General features: G+C 63.3%; 24 protein-coding genes, 6 tRNA genes and 1 riboswitch. Of the genes, 17 read left to right on the plus strand and 13 right to left on the minus strand.

Annotated features, from left to right (window positions below):
• Positions 1-94: 94 nt before the first annotated feature.
• From ribH to LD110_RS07640, 11 genes are all read right to left on the minus strand, one after another.
• Entirely contained in the window at positions 95-577 is a 483-nt protein-coding gene (gene ribH, locus LD110_RS07590; protein WP_225497904.1) for a 6,7-dimethyl-8-ribityllumazine synthase, read from the minus strand.
• Positions 578-595: 18 nt separating this feature from the next.
• Complete coding sequence (gene ribA / locus LD110_RS07595; protein WP_225497905.1) at positions 596-1,297, minus strand: GTP cyclohydrolase II; 702 nt, start codon at positions 1,295-1,297, stop codon at positions 596-598.
• Positions 1,297-2,046 carry a 3,4-dihydroxy-2-butanone-4-phosphate synthase gene (ribB, locus tag LD110_RS07600; RefSeq protein ID WP_225497906.1) on the minus strand — a complete coding sequence of 250 codons (750 nt, stop codon included), beginning with the start codon at positions 2,044-2,046 and terminating at the stop codon, positions 1,297-1,299. Before ribB ends, ribA begins: the two co-directional genes overlap by 1 nt.
• Positions 2,043-2,723, minus strand: coding sequence for a riboflavin synthase (locus LD110_RS07605; protein ID WP_225497907.1), 681 nt, complete (start codon positions 2,721-2,723; stop codon positions 2,043-2,045). Before LD110_RS07605 ends, ribB begins: the two co-directional genes overlap by 4 nt.
• A complete protein-coding gene (gene ribD / locus LD110_RS07610) occupies positions 2,723-3,913 on the minus strand; it encodes a bifunctional diaminohydroxyphosphoribosylaminopyrimidine deaminase/5-amino-6-(5-phosphoribosylamino)uracil reductase RibD (protein WP_374200313.1) in 1,191 nt (396 codons plus the stop codon). Before ribD ends, LD110_RS07605 begins: the two co-directional genes overlap by 1 nt.
• 182 nt (positions 3,914-4,095) lie before the next feature.
• Positions 4,096-4,251, minus strand: a riboswitch (FMN riboswitch).
• 65 nt (positions 4,252-4,316) lie between these two features.
• Positions 4,317-4,973: a ribulose-phosphate 3-epimerase gene (gene rpe / locus LD110_RS07615; RefSeq protein ID WP_225497908.1), complete on the minus strand. Its 657-nt coding sequence runs from the start codon at positions 4,971-4,973 to the stop codon at positions 4,317-4,319.
• A 53-nt stretch (positions 4,974-5,026) separates the two neighbouring features.
• On the minus strand, positions 5,027-6,646 hold the full coding sequence (locus tag LD110_RS07620; protein ID WP_225497909.1) for an RsmB/NOP family class I SAM-dependent RNA methyltransferase: 1,620 nt from the start codon (positions 6,644-6,646) through the stop codon (positions 5,027-5,029).
• Entirely contained in the window at positions 6,643-7,563 is a 921-nt protein-coding gene (fmt, locus tag LD110_RS07625) for a methionyl-tRNA formyltransferase (protein WP_225497910.1), read from the minus strand. Before fmt ends, LD110_RS07620 begins: the two co-directional genes overlap by 4 nt.
• A complete protein-coding gene (def, locus tag LD110_RS07630) occupies positions 7,560-8,150 on the minus strand; it encodes a peptide deformylase (RefSeq protein ID WP_225497911.1) in 591 nt (196 codons plus the stop codon). Before def ends, fmt begins: the two co-directional genes overlap by 4 nt.
• A 51-nt stretch (positions 8,151-8,201) precedes the next feature.
• Positions 8,202-9,068 (minus strand): cytochrome, encoded by an 867-nt coding sequence (locus LD110_RS07635; protein WP_225497912.1) that lies wholly within the window; start codon positions 9,066-9,068, stop codon positions 8,202-8,204.
• 152 nt (positions 9,069-9,220) lie between these two features.
• A tRNA-Val gene (locus LD110_RS07640) sits at positions 9,221-9,292 on the minus strand.
• Between the two features lie 292 nt (positions 9,293-9,584).
• On the opposite strand from LD110_RS07640, the gene LD110_RS07645 reads away from it, so the two are divergent.
• The 7 genes from LD110_RS07645 to LD110_RS07675 all read left to right on the plus strand — a co-directional run bounded on the left by LD110_RS07645 (position 9,585) and on the right by LD110_RS07675 (position 12,100).
• Positions 9,585-9,657 (plus strand) — tRNA-Gly (locus tag LD110_RS07645).
• A gap of 48 nt (positions 9,658-9,705) precedes the next feature.
• Positions 9,706-9,776: transfer RNA gene (locus LD110_RS07650), tRNA-Cys, on the plus strand.
• A gap of 37 nt (positions 9,777-9,813) precedes the next feature.
• Positions 9,814-9,888, plus strand: a tRNA-Val gene (locus LD110_RS07655).
• A 46-nt stretch (positions 9,889-9,934) separates the two neighbouring features.
• Positions 9,935-10,007 (plus strand) — tRNA-Gly (locus LD110_RS07660).
• Between the two features lie 39 nt (positions 10,008-10,046).
• A tRNA-Val gene (locus LD110_RS07665) sits at positions 10,047-10,118 on the plus strand.
• Between the two features lie 214 nt (positions 10,119-10,332).
• Complete coding sequence (locus LD110_RS07670) at positions 10,333-11,781, plus strand: amino acid permease (protein ID WP_225497913.1); 1,449 nt, start codon at positions 10,333-10,335, stop codon at positions 11,779-11,781.
• A 118-nt stretch (positions 11,782-11,899) separates the two neighbouring features.
• Positions 11,900-12,100, plus strand: a complete 201-nt coding sequence (locus tag LD110_RS07675) for an antitoxin (RefSeq protein WP_225497914.1) — start codon at positions 11,900-11,902, stop codon at positions 12,098-12,100.
• Between the two features lie 171 nt (positions 12,101-12,271).
• On the opposite strand, the gene zapE is transcribed toward LD110_RS07675, so the two are convergent.
• On the minus strand, positions 12,272-13,309 hold the full coding sequence (gene zapE, locus LD110_RS07680; RefSeq protein WP_225497915.1) for a cell division protein ZapE: 1,038 nt from the start codon (positions 13,307-13,309) through the stop codon (positions 12,272-12,274).
• 203 nt (positions 13,310-13,512) lie between these two features.
• Between zapE and LD110_RS07685 the strand changes: the two genes are divergently transcribed.
• From LD110_RS07685 to ybaK, 3 genes are all read left to right on the plus strand, one after another.
• Positions 13,513-14,427, plus strand: a complete 915-nt coding sequence (locus LD110_RS07685) for a sulfurtransferase (RefSeq protein ID WP_225497916.1) — start codon at positions 13,513-13,515, stop codon at positions 14,425-14,427.
• A gap of 128 nt (positions 14,428-14,555) precedes the next feature.
• Positions 14,556-15,017: a SufE family protein gene (locus tag LD110_RS07690; RefSeq protein WP_225497917.1), complete on the plus strand. Its 462-nt coding sequence runs from the start codon at positions 14,556-14,558 to the stop codon at positions 15,015-15,017.
• Positions 15,018-15,030: 13 nt separating this feature from the next.
• Positions 15,031-15,525, plus strand: a complete 495-nt coding sequence (gene ybaK, locus LD110_RS07695) for a Cys-tRNA(Pro) deacylase (protein WP_225497918.1) — start codon at positions 15,031-15,033, stop codon at positions 15,523-15,525.
• On the opposite strand, the gene LD110_RS07700 is transcribed toward ybaK, so the two are convergent.
• A complete protein-coding gene (locus LD110_RS07700; protein WP_225497919.1) occupies positions 15,522-16,844 on the minus strand; it encodes a S9 family peptidase in 1,323 nt (440 codons plus the stop codon). The genes ybaK and LD110_RS07700 overlap by 4 nt on opposite strands.
• 107 nt (positions 16,845-16,951) lie before the next feature.
• On the opposite strand from LD110_RS07700, the gene LD110_RS07705 reads away from it, so the two are divergent.
• The 7 genes from LD110_RS07705 (at position 16,952) to LD110_RS07735 (ending at position 23,504) form a co-directional block, all read left to right on the plus strand.
• Positions 16,952-17,443, plus strand: a complete 492-nt coding sequence (locus LD110_RS07705; protein WP_225497920.1) for a hypothetical protein — start codon at positions 16,952-16,954, stop codon at positions 17,441-17,443.
• Between the two features lie 14 nt (positions 17,444-17,457).
• On the plus strand, positions 17,458-18,000 hold the full coding sequence (msrB, locus tag LD110_RS07710; RefSeq protein WP_225497921.1) for a peptide-methionine (R)-S-oxide reductase MsrB: 543 nt from the start codon (positions 17,458-17,460) through the stop codon (positions 17,998-18,000).
• A gap of 170 nt (positions 18,001-18,170) precedes the next feature.
• Positions 18,171-19,547, plus strand: coding sequence for a DUF6421 family protein (locus LD110_RS07715; RefSeq protein ID WP_225497922.1), 1,377 nt, complete (start codon positions 18,171-18,173; stop codon positions 19,545-19,547).
• Positions 19,547-20,269 (plus strand): SDR family oxidoreductase, encoded by a 723-nt coding sequence (locus LD110_RS07720; RefSeq protein ID WP_225497923.1) that lies wholly within the window; start codon positions 19,547-19,549, stop codon positions 20,267-20,269. The genes LD110_RS07715 and LD110_RS07720 overlap by 1 nt, the downstream gene beginning before the upstream one ends.
• 73 nt (positions 20,270-20,342) lie before the next feature.
• Positions 20,343-21,419 (plus strand): low specificity L-threonine aldolase, encoded by a 1,077-nt coding sequence (locus LD110_RS07725; protein WP_225498118.1) that lies wholly within the window; start codon positions 20,343-20,345, stop codon positions 21,417-21,419.
• A 62-nt stretch (positions 21,420-21,481) separates the two neighbouring features.
• The gene (locus LD110_RS07730) at positions 21,482-22,129 is read left to right on the plus strand and encodes a DUF3000 domain-containing protein (RefSeq protein ID WP_225497924.1); all 648 of its coding nucleotides are present in this window, start codon (positions 21,482-21,484) and stop codon (positions 22,127-22,129) included.
• A gap of 52 nt (positions 22,130-22,181) precedes the next feature.
• Positions 22,182-23,504 (plus strand): HRDC domain-containing protein, encoded by a 1,323-nt coding sequence (locus LD110_RS07735; RefSeq protein WP_225497925.1) that lies wholly within the window; start codon positions 22,182-22,184, stop codon positions 23,502-23,504.
• The last annotated feature ends 63 nt before the right edge of the window (positions 23,505-23,567 follow it).

A 23,567-nucleotide genomic window follows, 5' to 3' on the forward strand; every position in this document is an offset into this window, starting at 1 on the left:
CCAGAGCCATGACTCGGCCCATTAAGTGACGACGGGGATGTGAGGGACAACACACGTTGCCCCTCACACCCCCGTCGTTCGGAGTTCTAAGGAATCAGAACTGCTTCAAGGTCACTGCGGTCGCCAGTGCGGCGGTCACTGCCTCGTGACCCTTGTCTTCCTTCGAATCAGGCAGCCCGGCCCGGTCCAAACCCTGCTGTTCGGTGTCGCACGTGAGCACACCAAAACCAACTGGAACTCCGGTACGGACGCTCACGTCGGTGAGTCCCGACGTCGCGGCCTGGCATACGTAGTCAAAGTGCGGCGTGCCGCCGCGAATCACAACGCCAAGGGCGACGACGGCGTCATAGTGCGGCGCGAGCCGCGCCGCAGCGACGGGAAGCTCGAAGCTTCCGGGGACGCGAAGTACGGTGGGGTTGTCGATCCCGGCTTCCTTGGCGGCCCGCAACGCGCCGTTCAGGAGGCCATCCATGATCTGCGTATGCCAGCTTGCCGCAACAATCGCGAGACGCAGTCCGGACGTCGTCTCGCGATCAAGGGTGGTGAGGTCAATGCTGGGGGCGCCGTGTCCGCTCATGTGGTGTATGGATTCCGTTCAGTCTTGTTCGTGGTCAAAGGTTCCGGTGTTTTCATAGCGTGCTGATCCGGCATGTTCTGTCTCCAGGCTCAGCAAGTGGTCCATACGGTCCTTCTTGGTCTGCAGGTACCTAATGTTCTGCTCTCGCGAAGGTACTTCCGTGGGAACCATTTCGACTACCTTCACACCTGCCTGGGCAAGCCGGTTTTGCTTATCCGGGTTGTTGCTCATCAACCGGATCTCGTGCAGGCCAAGTTCCGCCAGGATCTGAGCCGCTGCCTTGTAGCAGCGGGCATCCACCGGGAGGCCGAGCTGTTCATTGGCCTCGACGGTGTCGAACCCCGCCTCTTGGAGGGCATAGGCCTTGATCTTGTTGGCGAGGCCGATTCCACGGCCTTCTTGTCCGCGCAGGTACAGAAGGGTGCCGCCTTCTTCGTGGATCAGCTCCAGGGCGTAGGCAAGCTGTTCACCGCAATCGCAACGGTACGAGCCCAACACGTCTCCCGTGAGGCATTCGGAGTGCAGCCGGACGAGCGGCGCCTTGCCGTTGCGCGGCGGAGTTTGCGAGCTCACCGCGAGGTGTTCAACGCCGGTGGCCAAGTCAGTCCAAGCCTGGGCAACAAAGTCGCCGTAGGCCGTGGGTAGTTGAACCACAGGCCCGCCGCTCACTGGATGGGGGGCACAGGCCGTCGCGGCGCCCTCGTGCTTGCTTGCCGTCATCATCTCTCCTCGTCTACTGCCGTGCCGGATGCCAGTCCACCGGAAGCCTTGCCTTCCAAGTAAGACACAAGGTCCTCGATCGAAATCAAAGGGCATCCATGAACCGCGGCGAAATCCCTGAGGCTGTCCAGCCGCATCATCTCGCCGTTGTCGTGCACTACTTCCGCAATCACGCCGACGGGTTCCAGGCCGGCAAGCCGGCAGAGCTCCACTGCGGCTTCCGTGTGTCCCGGACGCTCGCGCACTCCACCCTTAACGGCCCGGAGCGGGAAAATATGCCCGGGCCGGGTAAGCGAAGCTGGAGTACTGGAAGGTTCTGCAAGAAGACGGGACGTCAAGGCGCGGTCCGATGCCGAGATCCCCGTGCTGATCCCCGCGGCAGCATCGCAGGAAACGGTGTAGGCCGTGCCTTTGGAGTCTTGGTTGACTTCCACCATCGGAGGCAGGTCCAGTGCGTCGGCACGGGCCGCGTCCAGGGGAACACAGATTACGCCGGAGCTGTAGCGAATGGTCCAGCCCATAAGTTCTGGGGTGGCGTGCTGCGCGGCAAAGATGATGTCGCCCTCGTTCTCCCGGTCTTCGTTATCAACTACCAGGACGGGGTGCCCTGCTGCCATTGCGGCAACGGCGGTTTCCACGAGGTCGAGGCCGCGATGTGGAGAATGCGCCCGCGTTGTTGCAGCGTGGCCTGGGTCTTGGGCAGCAGGAACCGCATGGGTGTCGATGAATTCGTGTGTCCGGACGCTCATGATGCGGTCTCCTGTCCAATGGCAACGGGGGTTCGGAGTTCGGTGTGGGACTGCCCGGCGGCGGGACGAGCCGCAAAGGCAAGCAGTCGTTCGGCATATTTGGCCAGCACGTCGACCTCGAGGTTCGCCCTGCCGCCGAGGCCTTTGGCTCCCAGGCCGGTTTCCTCAAGCGTCGTGGGGATAAGTCCCACCTCGAACCAAGGAGATGGTTCAGCGGCCTCGCTGACGGCCGTCACCGTGAGCGAGACGCCGTCGACGGCGATGGACCCCTTCTCGGCGATGTAACGTGCCAGCCGGGCCGGGACTGAGAAACGAAGGCGATCCCAGTTGCCTTGCGGTTCGCGTTCAAGCAAAGCGCCGACGCCGTCGACATGGCCTTGGACGACATGGCCGTCAAGGCGGCCGCCTGCCGGGACGCATCGCTCAAGGTTGACCTTGTCGCCTGGGGCGAGCTCGCCGATGGTCGTGCGATCCAGTGTCTCCCCCATGACATCGACATTGAATTCCTTGCCGGCAATTTCGGTGGCAGTCAGGCACACACCGTTGACTGCGATCGACCCGCCATGCGGCAGGTTGTCAGCCGTACTCGGAGCGCTCAGTCGGAGTGTGGCGCTGGAGTCGCCGTTGTGCTCCAGGGACAGGACCGTGCCCTGCTCGGCAACGATTCCGGTAAACATCAGTGTCCTCCTGTGGTGTGCGCGGCGGGCATCGCACTGTCGCTAAGCCGTTGTTCTTCTGACCGGGCATGGCTTTGTCCGGGGGTGTCTGTGCCTTGTCGGACAGGCTTGAGGTGAAGCCTCAGGTCCCTGCCGAGTCGGCGCACGGAGCCACCTCCGGAGTCGTCCCAATCCCAATGCTGGGCGGCGGTGAGGGTCTTGATTCCAAGCCCCTGGAGCGCCGGCGTACCGGAGCCCAGGAGGGTTGGCGCGATGTAGACCACCAGTTCGTCAACGAGGCCAGCGGAAAGGAAGGCACTGAGGATTCGGGCGCCGCCTTCCACCATGACGTGCCGGACTCCCTGCTCAAACAGCATCGAAAGGGCCTCCGCCGGCTCCCGGGTCCGCAGATGGGTGAAGTTGCCATCAGTTCCCTTCACAGCGGCATCTTCAGGGATGTCGCGAAGTCCCATCACGGCACGCAGCGGCTGGCGGCCAACGGCGTGGCCGTCCCCATCGCGGGCTGTCAAGCGCGGGTTGTCGATCAGCACGGTCTGGGTGCCTACCAGGATGGCGTCAATGAGGCCACGCAGTCCGTGGTTGTCCGCCAATGACTCAGGGCTGGAGATCCACTGGCTGGTACCGTCCTCAGCGGCTATCCGGCTATCGAGGGTTTGGGCGATGTGCAGGGTTACAAAGGGTCGTTTGGACGCAACCGCTTCGAACCACTCCCTGTTCAGCTCCAGCGCCTCGGACTCTTCGACGCCCGCCACCACTTCCACGCCCGCGGCGCGGAGGGTTCGTGCCCCTCCGGCGGCGGGACCGTGGGGATCGTCAATTGCGTACACGACCCGTGCGATTCCGGCCGCAATGATCGCTTGTGAACAGGGACCGGTACGCCCCAGATGATTGCAGGGTTCGAGCGTAACCACCATGGTGGTGCCAGCTAGGTCCAGGCCTCTCCGCCGCGCTTCGGCGATAGCGTCCGCTTCGGCATGCGCCGTACCCGCGCCACGATGAAATCCCGTGGCAATGGTGTGTCCCCTCGAGTCGAGGATGACGGCGCCAACCAGGGGGTTGGCGCCGCGCGGGCCGCCCAGCGCAGCTTGGAGGGCTTCCTTCATGGCGGCCACTTCAGTGACCGTAGCTCCGGCCGGGACCTTGGCGCCGGACACCGGAAAAACGTGAATGTCATGCTGGACGGCCGTCATAGGGCCACCTCAGCTGTAAAGCTCATTTCATGGTGTGCAGGAACAGCAGGCTGGCCCGCTACTCGCACGTCGAAGAGCCATCGCAAAGAGTCCATATGCGTCGTTCCTTCCCTCGGGACCGCGATGGCTCCGGGGGTGAACGACAGCAGACTGCACAGCATCAACGGATGCCACACAGCGCTGTACGTGCTTCTCCCATCCAGACTTTAACTGTCGGTACCGGAATTCCACCGGTTCAACCGCCTGCCGACGTTCCCATCCATGGGATGGGAACTTCGGCTCACGGGTCGCGGACTATGACCGCCGGTTCGGACTTACACCGACCCCGGAGCACGTAATGTGTGTTGCTATTGTGGCACAACCTCGGCGTGCCACGTGCTATTCCCGTCAGCGGGAGAAATATTCAGCGGCTGCCGGCGGCGCGCAGGCGATCGATGGCAGCTGCCGGGTCTTGGTGCCCGTAAACGGCAGAACCGGCCACAAATACATTGGCTCCGGCCTCCGCCGCCCGAACAATGGTTTCCTCGGTGATGCCGCCGTCCACCTGGATTGCCACGTGTACGCCGGAACCGTCCACGGCGGCACGAGCCCGACGAATCTTCGGAAGGGTCACGTCAAGGAACGCCTGTCCGCCAAACCCCGGTTCCACCGTCATGATGAGCAGCATGTCCAACTCGGGCAACATGTCCAGGTAAGGCTCAAGGGCCGTGGCCGGGCGGAGCGCCATGCCTGCCTTGGCACCGCGGGCCCTCAGTTCGCGTGCCAGCTTGATGGGTGCGATAGCGGCCTCGGCATGGAACGTGACCGAATCCAGCCCAAGATCCGCATATGCGGGCGCCCAGCGGTCTGCGTCCGCGATCATCAGGTGCGCGTCCAGGGGAACGGGGCTCACCGCCTGAATGCGCTGCACCACCGGCAGGCCCAACGTGAGGTTGGGGACGAAGTGGTTATCCATAACATCGACGTGCACCGCATCGGCGTTGCTGATCCGCTTTAACTCGGTCTCCAGGTTGACGAAATCCGCAGACAGGATGCTGGGGTTGATACAGCACTTAGACACGGCGGTCCTCTCGTTTTGTGAGTGAAGGCTAGGCAGCGTGGTAGCTGGAACGGTCAAGGCTTCTTGCGGATGAGCGCCATGAACATGGCATCAGTGCGGTGGACATGGGGCCACAGCTGCGCCGTCTGCCCGTGGCCGGCGCCCAAGTTCGCGCTAAGGCTGACCGCATCGAGGGCCGCGCCGGCGTCGATTAGCTCCAGGTCCTCCCGCTTGCGCAGGACGTCCTCTACAACCGCGGTTGTTTCCGCCGGATGCGGTGAACACGTAACGTATGCCACCACGCCGCCGGGTCGAACTGCCTGGATGGCTGCAGAAAGCAGCTCGCGCTGAAGCGGCCCCAGATCTGCAAGGTCATGTGGTGACCGCCGCCATCGCGACTCTGGCCGCCGCCGAAGGGCACCCAGGCCGGTGCAGGGCACGTCGGCAAGGATCCGATCAAAGGAGCCAGGCTGCTCAACTCCCAGCTCCCGACCATCACCTATGCGTACAGACCACGCACTAGCCGGAACTGGCGCGAGTGCCTGTTTAACCAGCTGCGCCCGATGGGGAGCGGCTTCGTTTGCCAGCAGCGTTGCGCCGTGCTGATGGGCGAGGGCAGCCAGAAGCGCGGCCTTTCCGCCCGGTCCGGCGCACAAGTCGAGCCAGCGTTCCGGCCGGGAGGAGTCGTCGATTCTTAGCGGCAGGGCCGCCACTGCCCTGGCGACCAACTGTGAACCGACGTCCTGAACGCGCGTGGTACCCCCACGCACTGTGGCGAGGCGTCCCAGATCCCCGCCGCTGGACAACGCGGAGCCCTCTACCAGCGGTCCCGGCTGGGCACCGTTTTCCAAGGCTTCATCCAAGCTGCCAAGTCCGGGAAGAGCAACGAGGTTGACCACCGGGGCGTCGTTGTCGGCTTCCAGCAGGAGGTCGATTTCGTCGACGGGGCGGCCGTGGGTAACCAGGGACTGTCGAAGGGCACGGACGATCCATTCAGGATGGGCATGCTTTACCGCCGCGATCCGCACAGGGTCCGTCTCGTCCTTGAGCAGGATGCCGAGCCATCCGTCGATGTCGTGGGCCGCAACCCTGCGCAGTACCGCGTTTATTAGTGACGATGGTCCGGCGCCGATGACTGCCCGGGCAAGGCCAACCGTCTGGTCGAGCGCGGCGTGCGCCGGCACGCGCATTGCCAGGAGTTGATGGACGCCTATCCTCAAAGCATCCAGGATCGCAGGATCGAGCTGAGTGAGCGGCCTGTCGACGCACTGGGCCAGAATGGCGTCGTAGGTTCCTTGGGCTCGGAGGGCGCCGTACGTGAGTTCAGTGGCAAAGCCTGCGTCCCGGCGATCCAGCCGATGGTGCCGGATCCTTGCTGGCAGGACCAGGTTGGCGTAAGCGTCCTCCGCAGCGACGGCGCGCAACACCTCGAAAGCGACAAGGCGCGCCGGTTCCGCACGCCGCGTCCGCTGGGAGGGCGCTGTGGCTGAATAGCCTCGTTTCGGCCCCCGGTTACGTTCGCGGCCCTGATGGTCGCGGTGTCTATCACCGCCACCCTGGCCGCCATCAGTGGGGCCTCCACCACCCGATCGCGGTTTCCCTCCGCCAGTGCCTGAGCCCCGCCAGGAACCAGTACCGCGACCCGGACCTGCGCCATTGCCGGAACCGGTTCCGTGCCCTTTTGAGTTGTTCATTCGAAAACCACGCTTTCAACGGAGGCCATGCCTCGAGCCCAGGCTGCGGCGTCCATCATCTTCTTGCCGGCCGGTTGGATCCGACTCAGCTGAACAGGGTGCGAACCCGTGCCCACCAGGACGGCACCACCGTCAAGGCGTACGTGGCCGGCAGGGAGGTGGTTTGCATCCGCACGCAGTCTTAGCGGCTCCAGCTTGATGCGTTGCCCGGCCAGCGTCGTCCAGGCACCCGGTTCGGGCGTGACGCCGCGGGCGCGCCGGTGAAGCGCAAGGGCAGGCTGATTCCAGTCCAGACGCCCGTCGTCGAGCCCCAACTTTGGGGCGAGTGTCACATCACCGGATTGCGGCACCGGGGCGGCCGCACCGGCGTCGACCGCGGTCAGCGTGCGGACAAGAAGTTCGGCGCCGCTGAGGGATAACCGGTCCAGAAGCTCGCCTGCAGTCTCCTCCGGGCGGATGTCCTCCGTGAGGGTCCCAAATACTGGACCCGTGTCGAGGCCTTCCTCCAGCAAAAACGTGGACGCACCTGTGATGTCGTCACCAGCGATCAGTGCTCGTTGAACAGGTGCCGCTCCCCGCCACGCGGGCAATAGGGAGAAATGAAGATTGATCCAGCCGTGGCGGGGGATATCCAGGGCACTCCGGGGAACCAGGCCGCCATAGGCGACGATCGCGGCGACATCCGGTTGAACTGCGGCGATACTCTCCACGGCCGACGCGTCAAGCTTTGCGGCGCGGATCACGGGAATACCCAGTTCCTCGGCCCGGGCGGCAACGGGCGATGGCGTAAGGATGCGCTTCCGGCCGAGCGGGGCGTCCGGGCGGGTGAGGACTGCGACCACATCGAACCCTGAACGTATAAGGGCATCCAGGGAAGGAACTGCCACTGCGGGGGTTCCGGCGAAGAGCACCCTCATGCGGACGCTCCAGTGCCGGGGCGGCCAAAGCTGCTGCCCGCGCCGAAGGATGAACCGACTGTCTTGGCGCGCTCGGCAGCGGTACGCGCTGCAACCGAGTCGTAGTTGGCATTCCGGATAGCGCGCAAGGCCGACTTACGGTTGTCCCCTTCGAGGCGGTCCGTGAAAAGAATGCCGTTCAAGTGGTCGGTTTCATGTTGGAAGATGCGAGCCAGCAGGTCCTCAGCTTCGATCGAAACCGGGTTGCCGTGCATGTCAACGCCTGTGAGCCGGGTGGCACGATGCCGCTTCACGGGATATCCGAGCCCGGGAATGGACAGGCACCCTTCGGGCTGTTCAGCCTGGAAATCCTCGCTGTTTTCCAAGACGGGATTGATGACGTGGCCGCGCACGCCGTCCATCCGATACGTGAAAACCCGCTGACTTACTCCGATCTGCGGCGCTGCCAAGCCGGCACCGTCAACGTCCTCCATGGTTTCCATCATGTCGGCAACCAGCCGCGCCAGCTCGGGTCCGAAGTCCTTCACCGGCTCTGCGACGGTGCGCAGCACCGGGTCGCCGATGATTCGGATACTCAAGATGGCCATGCGTCAGGTGTCCTTAGCTGTCGGAGTGGGATTCGGGCTGTCAAAAGGCGCCTAAGCCAGTTTAGTGGAGGGCTGCGCGTACGACGGCGGCGCGATGGGCAGCAGGGCGGACCCGGCGGCCGCTGTGTCTGCGGACATTTCCCATACACGCTTCAAGGCACAAAACTTCCACCAATGGTGCTTGAGCACGTCGGGATTGGCCCTTTGCGGCCGGACCTCTGTCTCGCCAATTGCGACAGCCAACAGGACAGGGTCGTCCCCGTGCTTCCAGGGTTCCCACTCCCCCGCCACGGGATCCACCAGGCTCTCCTCGGCCTTCATTCCAGCCACCAACTGCATCACGACTTTGTCGTCGAGGCGTTTCACCGTGCCGTCCCTTGTTGTCCCCTTGGTCTTGTAATCGATAAGGCACGTTCGGCCATTGATCCTGGCCACTAGGTCCAAGGTGCCTGCGTAGCCTACTGTCGCGTTCCAGATGGTGATTTCCGGCGCTAGCGGCTCAACGCGGAACAACTCCCACCACTCATCGAATCGGTTGGCAAATGCTTCCTCGCCATGGGTGGACAAGTCTTGGCGGGCTTCCTGCATCCGGTGCGGACGGCCCAGCGCCCGCAATGCCACTTGCTCACAGTAGTAGTGGACCCGATCCCCGCGACGGGCTGCATCCTCCCTATAGACCTCCGCGGCGCGTGCCGCCTTATTGACCGCCTGACGAATCCGGGCGGGACTGCCCAGGAGCTCGGGAAGTTCCGGATCACGGGCCAGACTGTTGGCTCCCATGTAACTGAACCATCCGTCAAGGCTGTGGGCCTGCTGTCCGATCACCGTGGTGATGGACGGGACGGCGAAAGGTTCCGAAGTGGACCGGGCATACATCCGGCCATACTCGGTTGCATGGGCAAGCAACGGATCTGTCATACCGACACTCTTGCATATGGTTCAGACATTGAACGTGGGCCCCTAAGTTCCATCCAGGTAGTTCGAAACTGCACACGGGAGGTCCAGCAACGGGAGGTCCAGCAAACGCAAAGGTCCCGGCCAGCTAATGCCGGCCGGGACCTGAATATATGTGGGCGATACTGGGTTCGAACCAGTGACCTCTTCGGTGTGAACGAAGCGCGCTACCACTGCGCCAATCGCCCGGTGCATAAAAATGCTAGCCCACCCGTCGCGTAAACAAAAATCGACTTCCCGCCGTCCAGAAAGTTGCTTGAAGTGAGTGCCCGAACTTGCCAAAGCGCTGAACAGCGCCTCGAATCACATATCTGGAATTACAGGGATGTAAGCCCGAAATTCCGCGTCAAATCAAGGATCCAAGGGGGCACATGCGCTCCCCAGAGGACTCGATTTGGAGTTTCCAGAAACCTCCTATAGAGTTTTTACTCGTTGGTGAGCGACGGAGCGCCTAAAGGGCCCGGAAACACAACCAACAATGCGGACGTAGCTCAGCTGGTAGAGCACCACCTTGCCAAGGTGGATGTCGCGAGTTCGAATCTCGTCGTCCGCTCGCAGGACACTGTAAACGCAAGAATTCGCTAGGAATTCCTGCCAACACGGTGGGTTGGCCGAGAGGCGAGGCAGCGGCCTGCAAAGCCGTATACACGGGTTCGAATCCCGTACCCACCTCGGTGAAACCATGATTTTCCGGCAATGCCGGAACTCTGGGCGATTGGCGCAGCGGTAGCGCGCTTCCCTGACACGGAAGAGGTCACTGGTTCGATCCCAGTATCGCCCACCAAGGCAAGAATCTTGCCTGTTGATGATGGACCATTGGTTCACATCATGCGGACGTAGCTCAGCTGGTAGAGCACCACCTTGCCAAGGTGGATGTCGCGAGTTCGAATCTCGTCGTCCGCTCTCTTTTCTTTAACCCACCCGGTGCATCCCGCCGGTCCGGGGCGATTGGCGCAGCGGTAGCGCGCTTCCCTGACACGGAAGAGGTCACTGGTTCGATCCCAGTATCGCCCACGCATAAGGCAGCTCCCAGGAGCTGCCTTTTTTGTTGCCCATCTTCCATTTTGACTACCTGTAGTCTCTTGCCCAGTTGAACAAATCATCGGCAAAGCTGATCAATAGTCCTCAATAAAAATCGCTTTTCCTCATGTGATTCGCGTCGCATACTGTTCAACGGCCCTTATCCCCTACCTCTGGCCCTATTCCCTACCTTTGGCAAGGAGCAGCCATGACACAGCAAAGCCTGGCCCGATCGGTCATGCGCAAAAAACCTATCGCGGACATTGAGGAAGAAAACCGGCACAGCGGACTTTTCAAAAGCCTTGGGCTCTGGCAGCTGACTGCCATCGGGGTTGGCGGCATTATCGGCGTCGGAATCTTTTCACTTGCCGGCCTGGTAGCCCACGGCGACGCCAACAACCCGGGCGTCGGCCCCGCAGTGCTGATCTCGTTCCTGGTTGCCGGGCTGGCATCCGGTGCCGCCGCCCTCTCCTACGCGGAATTTGCCGGGATGATCCCGCGGGCCGGTTCTGCATACACCTATGGCTACGTCGCGCTGGGAGAGATCATTGGCTGGTTCATCGGCTGGGATCTGCTGCTGGAATACATCGCCATCGTGGCCGTCGTTGCCATTGGAATCTCGGGCTATTTCGACGCTTTCCTGTCCGGAATCGGTATCCATATGCCGGCTTGGATGACCTCCACCGTGGACGAAGGCAAAGGCGGCGTTATCAACGTGCCAGCCATTCTGGTCTGCTTCCTGGTCACGTGGATCCTCAGCAGGGGCACCAAAACGTTCGGACGGTTCGAACTTGTGGCAGTGGCAATCAAGGTGCTGCTGATCGTTTTCATCATTGGCCTGGGCGTGTTCTACATCGACACACGCAATTTCAACCCGTTCATGCCGAGCGGCTTCGGTCCCGTCTTCGCCGGCGCCGCCACGGTGTTCTTCGCGGTCTTCGGCTATGACGCCATGAGCACCGCAGCGGAGGAAGCCAAGGACGGCAAGAAGCACATGCCGAAGGCAATCGTGCTTTCCCTCGTTATCGCCATGGTGCTCTATGTCGCAGCGACCCTGGTCCTGACTGGCATGCAGAACTACCAGGACATCGACCCCAAGGCCGGCTTCGCCTCCGCCTTCGCCGGCGTTGGCTTGCCGGTAATCGCCACCATCATCTCGGTCTTCGCGGTGCTCTCCATCCTGACTGTTATGCTCACGTTCCTGTTGGGAGTAACCCGCGTCTGGTTCAGTATGAGCCGCGACGGCCTCCTGCCGTCTTGGTTCGCCGCTACGGACAAGCACGGAACGCCACAACGAGTCACGTGGATTGCCGGTTCCGCATCCGCCCTTCTGGCCGGTGTTTTCCCCATCAAGGAAGTTGCCGACCTCACGAATATCGGCATCCTTGCTGCCTTCGTGGTGGTGTGCGTAGCGGTCATCGTATTCCGCTACCGTAAACCGGACGCACCCCGCACGTTCCGCCTGCCGCTCATGCCGGTGCTCCCGGCCTTCGGCGTGTTGGCCTCGGGCTTCCTCATCGCGCAGCTGCACTGGGCGACGTGGGCGCGCTTTGCTGTATGGCTGGTCATTGGCTTGGCCATCTACTTTGGCTATGGCCGCAGGCACTCCCTCATGAATCCCTCGAGTCCGCGCCACCTGGAATCAAGCCGCGTCTAGGCGTGTTGCTACACCGCAACGCAACATCCACGTTTTTGGCTAAATGCCTTGGCAGCTCCGATGACACAGGTCTACGATCGAATCCGGAGGAGCGACCTGGCTCCGCGACGGAAAGGAGGTGCCCGTGGGATTATTTGACGATCTGAAGGGCAAGGCTCAGGACCTCATTGACGGCAACGAGGAAGCCATCAAGGAGGGCATTGACAAGGCCGGAGACTTCGTCGACGAGAAGACCGGCGGCAAGTTCGCCGAGCAAGTTGATGCAGTCCAAGGTGCCGCTTCCGATTACGTCGCCTCGCTGAGCGGACAGGACGCGTAAGCGCCCCTCAGCGAAGAGGCCAGGCAGCCGGTAGATCCGGCTGGAGCGCCATTCAGTAACGTCAACAGGGCACCGGTCCCGCCGCGAGGCGGCGCCGGTGCCCTCGGCGTTTTAAAGCCAGTGTTGATGGGCTACTGAGTCCCCGAGAGGATTACTACCAGCTCGGAACGTCTAGGAGGGCTCGTGGTTCTGGCCTTCGCGGGCCAGCGCAGTCAGGCGGGACACTGCCCTGTAGTACTTCTTCATATAGCCGCCCGCCATCATGTCCTCAGTGAAGATCTTGTCAAAAGGAACCCCGCTGGCGAGGATCGGCACGTCCTTGTCGTAAAGGCGGTCGGCGAGGACCACAAAGCGCAGGGCAACCGCCTGTTCGGTGATGGTTTCCACGTTCCGCCACACAACGCCGTCGATCCCGTCAATCAACTGGCGGTAGCGGCTGGGATGCACACCGGCCAGGTGGTCCACGAGCGTGCGGAAATCGTCCACCGCCACGGTCTGCCCGTCGAACTCCGCGTGCATCCGGTGCTTGAGGTCTTCCGTCTTCATCGGCGCCGGCGCTGCCGGCAACCCTCGGTGGCGGAAGTCCTCGCCGTCGATCCTGACGACGTCGAACTGGTCAGCCAGGACCTGGATCTCGCGTTGGAAGTCGACGGCGGCAAACCGCCCCTCGCCCAGGGCCCCGGGCAATGTGTTGGATGTGGCGGCCAGCCTGACTCCTGCGTCGGCCAGCTCCCGCATCAGGCGGGACATCAGAACGGTGTCGCCCGGGTCGTCGAGTTCAAATTCGTCGATGCACACGAGCTTGTAGCCGCTGAGGGCATCGACGGTCTTGCGGAAGGACAGGGCACCAACCAGGTTGGTGTACTCCACGAACGTGCCAAAGGCCTTGGGGCCGGGCGTTGCGTGCCACAGCGAGGCCAGGAGGTGCGTCTTGCCTACACCGAAGCCACCATCGAGGTAGATTCCCGCTCGGGAGTCGGACTTCTTGGCGAACAGCTTCTTAAACAGGCCACCACCTGAGTCCGAGCCCACGCCGGTGGCAAAGTGCTCCAGCGCCTTGACGGCCCCCGACTGGCTGGGTTGGGCAGGATCGGGACGGTAGCTGGCGAATGACACCTGCCCAAAGCGTGGGGATGGATAAAAGCCCTGCAGGAGTTCGGCCACTGAAACGGCCGGTTTACGCGCAGCAAGTTGTTCGATCTGTACCAAGGTGGTCCATTCTGCCAGTCACTTATCCCCAGCAAGAATACCGGCAAGACAGGGGGCCTGGAGGATTCGTGATGAAGGCCATATGTCCCCATATGAACGGCCCCGAAGCAATCCCGGCGAGGCGTCGCTAGTGTTGGACACGCCGGGCAGCCACAGGGTGTCCACGGCCCGGTCCCGTCCGTTGTCAGTGAAAGGCCATACACATGCCCTATCCCGTTGAACAGAACGAGAAGTTCTCTGCGTACGCCAGCCCGGAACGCTTGGTCTCTACCGAGTGGCTTGCCGCAGCCCTGGAATCCGGCGCCGTCGCCGATGGCAAGCTGGTTGTCGTTGAATCCGACGAAGACGTCCTGCTGTACGAGACCGGCCACATCCCCGGGGCCGTCAAAATCGACTGGCACACCGACCTGAACGATGAGGTTACCCGCGACTACGTCGACGGCGCAGGTTTCGCCGCCCTGGCCCAGGCCAAGGGCATTTCCCGTGACTCCACTGTGGTCATCTACGGCGACAAGTCCAACTGGTGGGCCGCCTACGCCCTTTGGGTCTTCACACTGTTCGGACATGAGGACGTACGCCTCCTGGACGGCGGCCGAGACAAGTGGATCGCCGAAGGCCGCGAACTCACCACCGATGTGCCCACTCCCGCCGCCGGTGAGTACCCCGTCATCGACCGGAACGACGCCCCGATCCGCGCCTTCAAGGAAGACGTCCTGGCGCACTTCGGCAACCCGCTGATCGACGTCCGCTCCCCTGAGGAATACACGGGCCAGCGCACCCACATGCCTGCCTACCCGGAGGAAGGCGCGCTGCGCGGCGGCCACATCCCCACCGCTGCCTCCATCCCTTGGGCCCGTGCGGCAGCCGAAGACGGCACCTACAAGACCCGCCAGGACCTTGAAGCCCTCTACTTCGGAGAAGCTGACCTCAAGCCCGGAGACGACGTCATTGCCTACTGCCGCATTGGTGAGCGCTCCAGCCACACATGGTTTGCCCTGAAGTACCTGCTGGGCTTCGAGAACGTCCGCAACTACGACGGCTCCTGGACGGAATGGGGCAACGCTGTCCGCGTGCCGATCGTCAAGGGTGCCGAGCGCGGCAGCGTCCCGGCCAAGTAAATATCCAGCCTGCGCTGAGGTATCCAAGGGGTGCCGTTGGGCCGCCGGAAGGCGGGCGACGGCACCCCTGCCGCAATGTTGCGACCCAGACAACGGGTTCTGGCCCGCGACCCCTTAAACTTGAAGTGATGAGTACCAACACCTTGCCCGCCGCCCTCGCGGAAATCGTTGACGACTTCCAGGCGTTGTCCGAGCCCGAACGCCTCCAGCTGTTGCTGGAGTTCTCCCGTGGATTGCCGGAACTGCCGGAGCGGCTGCTAAACCACCCCGAATTGCTGGAACAGGTAGTCGAGTGCCAGTCCCCGTTGTTCCTGACAATCGAAACGGAACGCAAGGACGACGGCGAAACCACCGGTTACCGATTGTTCTTCAAGGCTCCTGCCGAGGCACCGACGACGCGTGGCTTTGCCGGCGTCCTCCATGAGGGCCTGGATGGCTTGACCGCATCCGAGATCCTGGCGGTTCCGGACGACATGCCTGAACTGCTGGGCCTCACCCGTGCAATCACTCCCCTCCGTATGCGCGGAATGACCGCGATGCTCGGTCGAATCAAACGCAAGGTTGCCGCGGCCGACCGCCTGCGAAACTAGGCAGACTTCTCACGTGGCAAAGAAAACGACGTCACAGGGAACGCCGGCCACAGCCGTCCTGGCTGCGGCCGGCGTTCCGTTTGTACTCCACCCCTACACGCATGACCCATCGGCTCCCAGTTTCGGCCTGGAAGCCGCTGAAGCCCTGGGTGTTGACCCGGCGAGGGTCTTCAAGACGCTTATGGTGGACGTCGAAGGGAAGTTGGCTGTCGGCGTCGTCCCCGTCTCCGGAAACCTGGACCTCAAAGCCGTGGCCGCCGCGTTGGGAGCCAAAAAAGCCGCCATGGCTGATCCCAAGGCGGCGGAGCGCCGCACCGGCTACGTCCTCGGGGGTATCTCACCCCTCGGCCAGCGCCAAGCCTCGCCAACCGTGGTGGACGACTCGGCCCTCGAATTCGACACGGTCCTTGTGTCGGGCGGCCGCCGTGGCCTGGACATCGAACTTGCTCCGGGGGACCTGGTCAGGCTTACATCCGCCAGTACTGCCCGGATCCGCACACTCGTCTAATCATCCCGGTCGTTGGGGGCAACCAGTTGCCGCGGAACAAGCTGCCGCCTGAGCCAGGCACTCACCACGCGCTCCCATTTTTCGGGGTCGACATTCCACTCCTTCGTATGGCGAGCCCCGTGGAAGGGTTCAAACGTCACCATTTCCGGGTTCTTCGCTGCCACGCTGGCAGAGGGCCCGTACGGGACATAGTCGTCGTCGACGCTGTGCACAATAAGTGTGGGAGTCCTTAGTTCGACGGCCCGCGCTTCCCAGTCCAGGGCCTTGAAATCCACCGGGGCCGCGAGTCCGGTTAGCCGCCGACCCAGTGCGTGCCCCAGCATGAGCTGGCCGTACCGTCCCACAGCGTAGGGAATCCCATTGAGCCGGGCGTGGTGGGCCAGGACGTTGACCCAGTCCAGGACGGGTGCATCCAACACCAGCGCCCGGATGAGATGGCGGTAGCGCGACAGGTCCGCTGTTTGCAGGCATATCGCGCCGCCCATCGACCAGCCCAAAAGAACAACTTCCCGGGCACCGCGACCCAATGCATATTCAACGGCGGCCTCCACGTCGCGCCACTCCGTTCCGCCAAGCCCGTAACGGCCGTCGGGTGCCGAGGGCGCAACGCCGTCGTTGCGATAGGAGATCAGCAGGCTCGGCAAGCCCAAGGACCGGACCGTCCTGGCCGCCCGAATACCCTCCGTACGAGTCGCCCCCCGCCCATGGACCATGATGGCCCACACGTCCGAAGAAGCTTCAGTACCTGCCGGCACAAGCCAGGCCGGTGCCGGACCAACCTCGACGGCGATCGTCACGTCCTCGTACGACAAGCCGGCTTCGGCGGGCCCTGGATAGACTGCACCGCTCCACCAGCCACGTCGGGCCGTTTCCAGCGTGCCGCTGTAGACCTCTTCCACGACTCGCTGCACGGTTCGTTCCCCAGGTGAGTAGGAAAGGATCCTGCCGATCCGCGCGTGGCCCCTGCCGCCGTCGAACATCAGGCTGAAGACGCCATCCACGGTTGTGTCCGGAGTGGCGGCAAGGATGACACTGCGCTGCACTCCGTCCCGGAGGACCGCCAGGACCTCCTGGTCCTCTACTCGTATCCGAACCGGTGTGATGATCCGGCGGGCGAAATAGACTGCGAGCGCCGACGAGCCAGCAGCGAGCAACGCAGCCACGCCCCCACCGACCGCTGCGCCAATGGCGGCCCAGGCAGGGCCGGATGGTCCTCGTCGTCCCTCTCCGGAGTCGGACGCGCGTAACCCCGCCGCCAGTGCGGCTCTTGGCGAAAGAGGACGAGATGGCGCGGCGTCGCCGACGATTTTGGCTGGCATTCCTCCATTCTGCACTGAACACGGAGGCACTTTGTGCAGACCGCTGGCCGCCAAATCACCGGCTGTGGGACGTTCTGGCAGCGCCCCGTGGGGACTACGCTGGGTGCATGAGCGATCCAATCGTGATTCTGACTGAAGAACCGCTGGGGGCGGACGACCGCATCAATATCGCCAAGCTGGTGGACGGCGGAAGCTCTCCGTTGGTTGTGCTGGTGCCCGCCAACACAGAGCGCCATTTGCTGGTGGACTTCCTGGAAAACCTGTCCATGCTTGACATTGCCAAGGCTTTCCGCGAGTTGCTGTCTTCGGCGCCCGATCCGGAGGTCCAGCGCACCGCAGCGAATGAGACGCTTGCCGCATCGCTGGCTGCCTTGCAAGGACTTGGAGGCGGGGTCACGGGCGAGATCGTGAGTGGCGGTGCAGTGGCCGGCCTTGTCGCCAAGGTGCGCGAACTCGATGCCGGCCAGGCGGTTGTGGTGACGCGGCCGCACGCCATCGCTGACACTTTGCATACGGACTGGGCCAACAAGGCACAGGACCAGCTTGGGTTGCCGGTGCTTCACCTTTACGCGGGTTCGGGATTTATCGGGGACTCCTAAACGTTGGCCATTGCATGAGCAATTCACAGCAGCCCGACCGTGCCGCGGGAACACAGGCCCCGGCGACGCCTTCGTCAACAGGTCCCCTGAGCGGGGAAGCGTTCACGTCGCCGGCTTTCCTCGGCAATCGCGACGGATCGCGCTGGTCCGATCCCAAGTCATTGACGGATCAGGACTGGCGGCGGGAACTGACTTCGGAGGAATTCCGCGTGCTCCGTCAGGCAGGGACAGAGCGCGCCTACACCGGGGAATATTGGGATATGCACACTGAGGGCGTCTATGAGTGCAGGGCCTGCGGGACCGAGCTCTTTACCAGCCGGGAGAAATTTGACTCGCATTGCGGTTGGCCGTCCTTCTGGGCACCTGCCGCCGAAGGCAAGGTTCGCTACCTCCACGACCGGACGTTTGGAATGGACCGTGTCGAGGTACGCTGTGCCACCTGCGATTCGCACCTCGGACACGTTTTCGAGGGCGAGGGATACGGGACGCCAACGGACCAGCGGTATTGCATCAATTCCATTTCCCTGCGTCTGGTGAAGGCTGACGATTCGGAGTAGCTTCCCCACAAAGTACCGGGCCGGATCGATGCCCCTGGCTGCGGCTAGGGGCATCCCTGTGGGAGTCTAGCAACAGAGTTTCTAATGCTTGATCACTTTTTGCATTAGTGGATCTGCTGTAGGGATACGCTCGCATCACAAGGACGCACTCGCACCGAAAGGGCCCTACGATGACTACTATTGCCGCCGCACCCCTTGCAAAAATCACGCCCGACAACGCGGCATGGATCGCACTCAAGACCGCTGCCACCGCACTGCAGCCCCTCCAGGCCCAGGACGGTTCCATCCCTGATCCAACCGGGCATGGGACGGCCACGGTGTACGTCGACGCCATTGTGGGAGCCATCGAGACGCTCGCTCCGTACTTCCCCCACGATGCCGGCTACTTGGAACTTGTGACCGAGGACTTCCGTGCCTGGCGGGATAGCGGTTTTGGAGTCCCGGACTTCCTTTCTTCCCTGATGGCATTCCGGCCCCAGGAATATCGTGCGGACGGCCTCCAGCATCTGGTGGTCTTCCCCATGTACACGCAAAACGGCAGCACCAGCAGGCTCGTTGAAGCTGTTTTGGTTGAGGTCATTTGGCCGGACTTCATCGCAACCTTGGAGGCCGGCAACTACTCCAACAAACTTTTTGTACCGATCCGGTTCCTCGATTTCACGCCCGGCTATGACACGAATTCAGCTGTACTGTTCCCGGAGACCGTGGCGGTCAGCTCCACTCCGAAGTTCACCTGGGGGGCTATCTTCGCTGACAGGGAGGCAGCCCGCTTCCGGCGTGTGCTCAAGGCCGCCGCGGCAACGACGTCCTTGCAATTGCCGCCAGGGGCAGCCGAGCTCGTGGAGGACCAAGCGCTCACGGAGCGGACGTTCGTGATGTGGGACCTCATCCACGACCGGACACACATGCGCGGGGACCTTCCGTTCGACCCGTTCATGATCAAGCAGCGCATGCCCTACTTCCTGTATTCACTTGAGGAACTCCGCTGCGACCTCACAGCCTTCCGTGAAGCGGTGCGGATTGAACGGGACGAGTCCGCGCCTGCCGAGGCCCGTCGCCATGCCAAATTGGTGCAGTACGCCGTGATCTTCGACCGCATCTTCCGATTCGCCATAACGGGCACCCGCGTCAGGAACTATGACGGACTGGGCGGCCAGCTGCTTTTCGCGTGGATGCACCAGCATCGGGTGCTGAACTGGACCGACAGCCAGCTGAGCATCGACTGGCAGGAGGCCCCCGGCGTCGTGGTGGAGCTCGGCGCCCGGATTGAGGAACTCTACTGGCGTTCCATCGACCGGCCCAAGACGGCCCACTGGATCGCCGCGTACAACCTCATCTCGGCAACGCTCACGCCCAACCCCGCGTCCGTGTGGGCAAAGGGGCCTGACGCCCTGGCCTTGGACGGCCCGCCTCGTGGGCTCACCGACCAGGTCCTGGACGACGAATTCCCGCTGTCCATGTTCTACGAAGCCCTCGAAAAAAAGCTGCGCACGGTTGTCGCCTCAACTTCCGGGATCACCGCAGCCACAGCCTTGGATGGAGCCTGATGGAGGGAAGCACGCACATTGGCCCGCTGACGGTGCTCGTCACCGGCGGCAGCAGCCCCTCCGGCATAGCGGCGGCGCGGGCCGCGAGGTCTGCGGGCCACCGCGTTTTCACGGTGGGCTCCGACGAAGGCCGCATCCGCGCAGCTGCGGCGCAGGCAGGCGAAGGGATCACGCCCCTTGTGTGCGACCTCGGTTCGCTGGAGCAGGTCCGGATGCTCGCCGACACCATCCACGCCAAGGCAGGCGCAGTAGACGGAGTCATCCATCTGGTGGGTGGCTGGCGGGGAGCCAATGGCATCACGGACCAGTCCGACGACGATTGGGACTTCCTGGCGCGTTCGGCCATCACCACTGTTCGAAACGTGACCCGGGTATTCTTCGACGACCTTGCAGGGTCGCCGAAGGGGCGCTTCGCGATGGTGACGTCCACCGCCGTCGCACATCCGACGGCGGCGGGCGCCAACTACGCCGCCGCGAAGTCGGCCGCGGAAGCCTGGACGCGCGCCGTCGCGGAGGGGTTTGGGCCGCGGCCGCACAGCGCCGCGGTGATCTTCGCGCTGCAGGCACTGGTCGACGACGGCATGCGTCGCCGTCGTCCCGAGCGTGACTACTCGGAGTTCACGGACGTCAGGGACCTGGCCGCTGCCGCCGTCGGACTCTTTGACCGGCCAGCCGCCGAGATCAACGGCCGCACGATCCTCCTGGCGCCCTCCCTAGACTGAAAGCGTGAACGAACAAGTGAACAACCCAGCACCAGCCCTGCTGCCTGAGGCCACCGAAGGAACCGGTGCCCGGGTGGCCGAGGCCAATACGCATCCCGCGCAAAGACTGCACGACGCGTCTGTCCGCGGATTCGCTTCGGACAACTATTCCGGCGCCCACCCAGAGATCCTTGCCGCCTTGGCAGCAGCCAACGACGGACACCAGGTCTCCTACGGCGAGGACGCCTACACGGAGCGCCTTGGCGAAGTGATGGAAGAGCAGTTCGGTACCGGCATCGAAATCTATCCCGTGTTCAATGGGACAGGTGCTAACGTCCTTGCGTTACAGTCCCTGCTCCCCCGCTGGGGAGCTGTGGTGTGCGCCTCCACTGCGCACATCAACATGGATGAGAACGGCGCCCCTGAACGGGTAGGCGGCATCAAGCTGCTGCAGATCCCAACATCCGATGGCAAGTTGACTCCGGAACTCATCGACCGCGAAGCGTGGGGCTTCGGCGACGAACACCGCGCCCAGCCGCTTGCCGTCTCCATCACGCAGACCACCGAATTGGGGACGTGCTACACCCCGGATGAAATACGCGCGATTGCCGACCATATCCATGCCAAGGGAATGAAACTCCATATGGACGGTGCCCGGCTGGCTAACGCCGCGGCACACCTCCAAGTACCGTTGCGGGAGTTTACCCGCGACGCCGGAGTGGACATCCTCTCCTTCGGCGGCACCAAGAATGGGCTGCTTTTTGGCGAAGTGGTGGTCGCCTTGAATCCGCTCGCGGCCCACGGGCTGATGTTCCTCCGCAAAATGAACATGCAGCTCGCCTCGAAGATGCGGTTCATCTCCGCGCAGTTCATCGCGCTGCTGGAGGACGGACTGTGGCTTCGCTCCGCCGCGCACGCCAACGCCATGGCATCCCGGCTTCGGGCAGCCGTGGACCAGATCGAGGGTATCCAGCCAACTCAGGCCACGGAGTCAAATGGCGTTTTCGCGATCCTCCCGGAAGGCCTGGCAGACCGCCTCAGGCCGGAGTTCCGGTTCTACGACTGGGACCAGGCCCGCCGCGAAGTGCGCTGGATGTGTTCCTTCGACACGACGGAGGAAGACGTCGATGCCTTTGTCGCCGCAATCAAACGGGAGCTGGCTGCCAGATAAGGTGGCCACGCGGGGCGGCGTGCCTGCCGTGAATCGCCGCCCCGCCCGCATAATCTGCCAAAGTGAACGCACTAGCACAGGTTCCCGCGGACTTTCTTCACGCTCTGGGAACGCTTCGAAAAGCACGGTGCCGCAGCGAACTGCACCTTGAAGAAATACCGGCGCCCTCACGCCTGGCCCCGTACGCCGTGGCACTCGGCGCCGAGGTCTGGGCCGGCCCTGCCGGGCCTAAGGCCGGCTCGCGCCGTACCCTCGGACTGCCTGGGCCCGTCCAGGCCGCCGACGAAGGCCGCGAAGAACTCGCCACCGGACGTTTTATCCTCCTTCACGACCCGGAGAGTTCGCCTGTCTGGGAAGGACAGTTCCGGATCGTGACCTATATTCGCGCCCAATTGGATGCCGAGATGGGCAACGACGCCATGCTCGGTTCCGTGGCTTGGACCTGGCTGGTCGAAGCCCTGGAGAACCACGCCGCTCCCTACCGGGCGGCGGGTGGTACGGCAACCCGCGTCCTGTCCGAGAGTTTCGGCACCCTCAAAGACCGCCCGGACACCATCGACATTGAACTGCGCGCCTCGTGGACACCCACGTCCTCGGACGTACAGGACCATTTGGAGGCCTGGTGCGACATGGTCTGCACTTTCGCGGGGCTCCCACCGCTTCCCGACGGCGTCACTCCCCTGCCGTACAGGCGTCCTGGCCGCGCATGAAGCACGCAAATCAAGCTCTCTTTCGGTTGTCAGTCGGTAAACTAGTCACACCATGACCCCACAAGATCCGGATAACACCACAACCGGCGACCCGGTTGCTGAACCCGCTCAACACATCACGGTAGACGGCTTTGACGCCAAGGTCCCGGTGATCATTGATCTCGACGTTCCCCGTGAGGGTGTCCCCCTCGTCATCGACACGCTGGCGGGCCTGGAACGATGCGCTGCCGCCATAGCCGCGGGCACCGGGCCCGCGGGCGTCGACGCCGAACGCGCCTCGGGCTTCCGCTACGGCCAGCGGGCTTTCCTGGTACAGATCCGCCGTGAAGGCGCGGGGACCTGGCTCATCGATCCCGAACCGTTCGATGACCTGAAGATCATCAACGAGGCGCTCCGCGGCGTCGAATGGATTCTCCACGCAGCCACCCAGGACCTGCCCTGCCTGTCGGAACTCGGCATGTGGCCTGACAAACTCTTCGACACCGAACTTGCAGCGAGGCTCGCCGGACTGCCCAGGGTCGGCCTGGCGGCAGTCATCGAGCAACTCCTCGGTTTTGGACTGGCCAAGGAACACTCAGCCGCGGACTGGTCTACCCGCCCGCTTCCGGAACCCTGGCTGCGATACGCGGCCCTCGACGTCGAAGTCCTCGCGGAACTCCGGGAAGAACTCATCGAACTGCTCGAATCGGACGGCAAGCTGGAGTTCGCCCGCCAGGAATTCGAAGGGATCCTTGCAGCCGGGCAGGCTCCGCCGCGGGTTGATCCTTGGCGCAAGACGTCCGGCCTACATCAGATCAGGGATCGCCGCCAGCTGGCGGCTGTACGCGAGCTGTGGCTGGAGCGGGACCAGCTGGCCCGCAAGCGCGACGTCGCGCCCGGAAGGCTTATCCCGGACTCTGCCCTGGTGGCCGCAGCCAAGACACTTCCCAGCACCGTCCCACAGCTACTGGCCACCAAAGGATTCCATGGCCGTTCTGCCCAGCGGGAAGCCACCCGCTGGCTGCGCTGCATCGCCACGGCCCGCAGCCTCGACGAACTTCCGCCCCTGCACCTGCCCACAAACGCTCCGCCGCCGCCCCGCGTATGGGCCGACCGGGACCTGGATGCCGCCGAGCGGCTCGCTACCGCCCGACCGCTGCTGGCTGCCAAAGCCGACGAGCTGAAACTTCCTGTGGAGAACCTGCTGACGCCGGACTACCTCAGGCGGGTGGCATGGCGTCCACCGCGGACGATCTCCGAGGAGTCCATAGCGCAGGAGCTGAGGACATTGGGTGCCCGTGAGTGGCAGATCTCCCTTGCGACGCCCCTCATCACCAAGGCGTTCCTTGACCCCCAACCGCTGCCTCCCAAGGAAGCCAAGGCCGCCCAGGACTAGGCAAGCCGATCGCAGCGTCCGCAAATCCCTTGCAGCCGCACTCCTTGCCAGCTAAGTTACTCA

Origin of the sequence: Arthrobacter sp. M4 (genome assembly GCF_020251205.1) — a bacterium.
Taxonomy (GTDB): Bacteria; Actinomycetota; Actinomycetes; order Actinomycetales; family Micrococcaceae; genus Arthrobacter.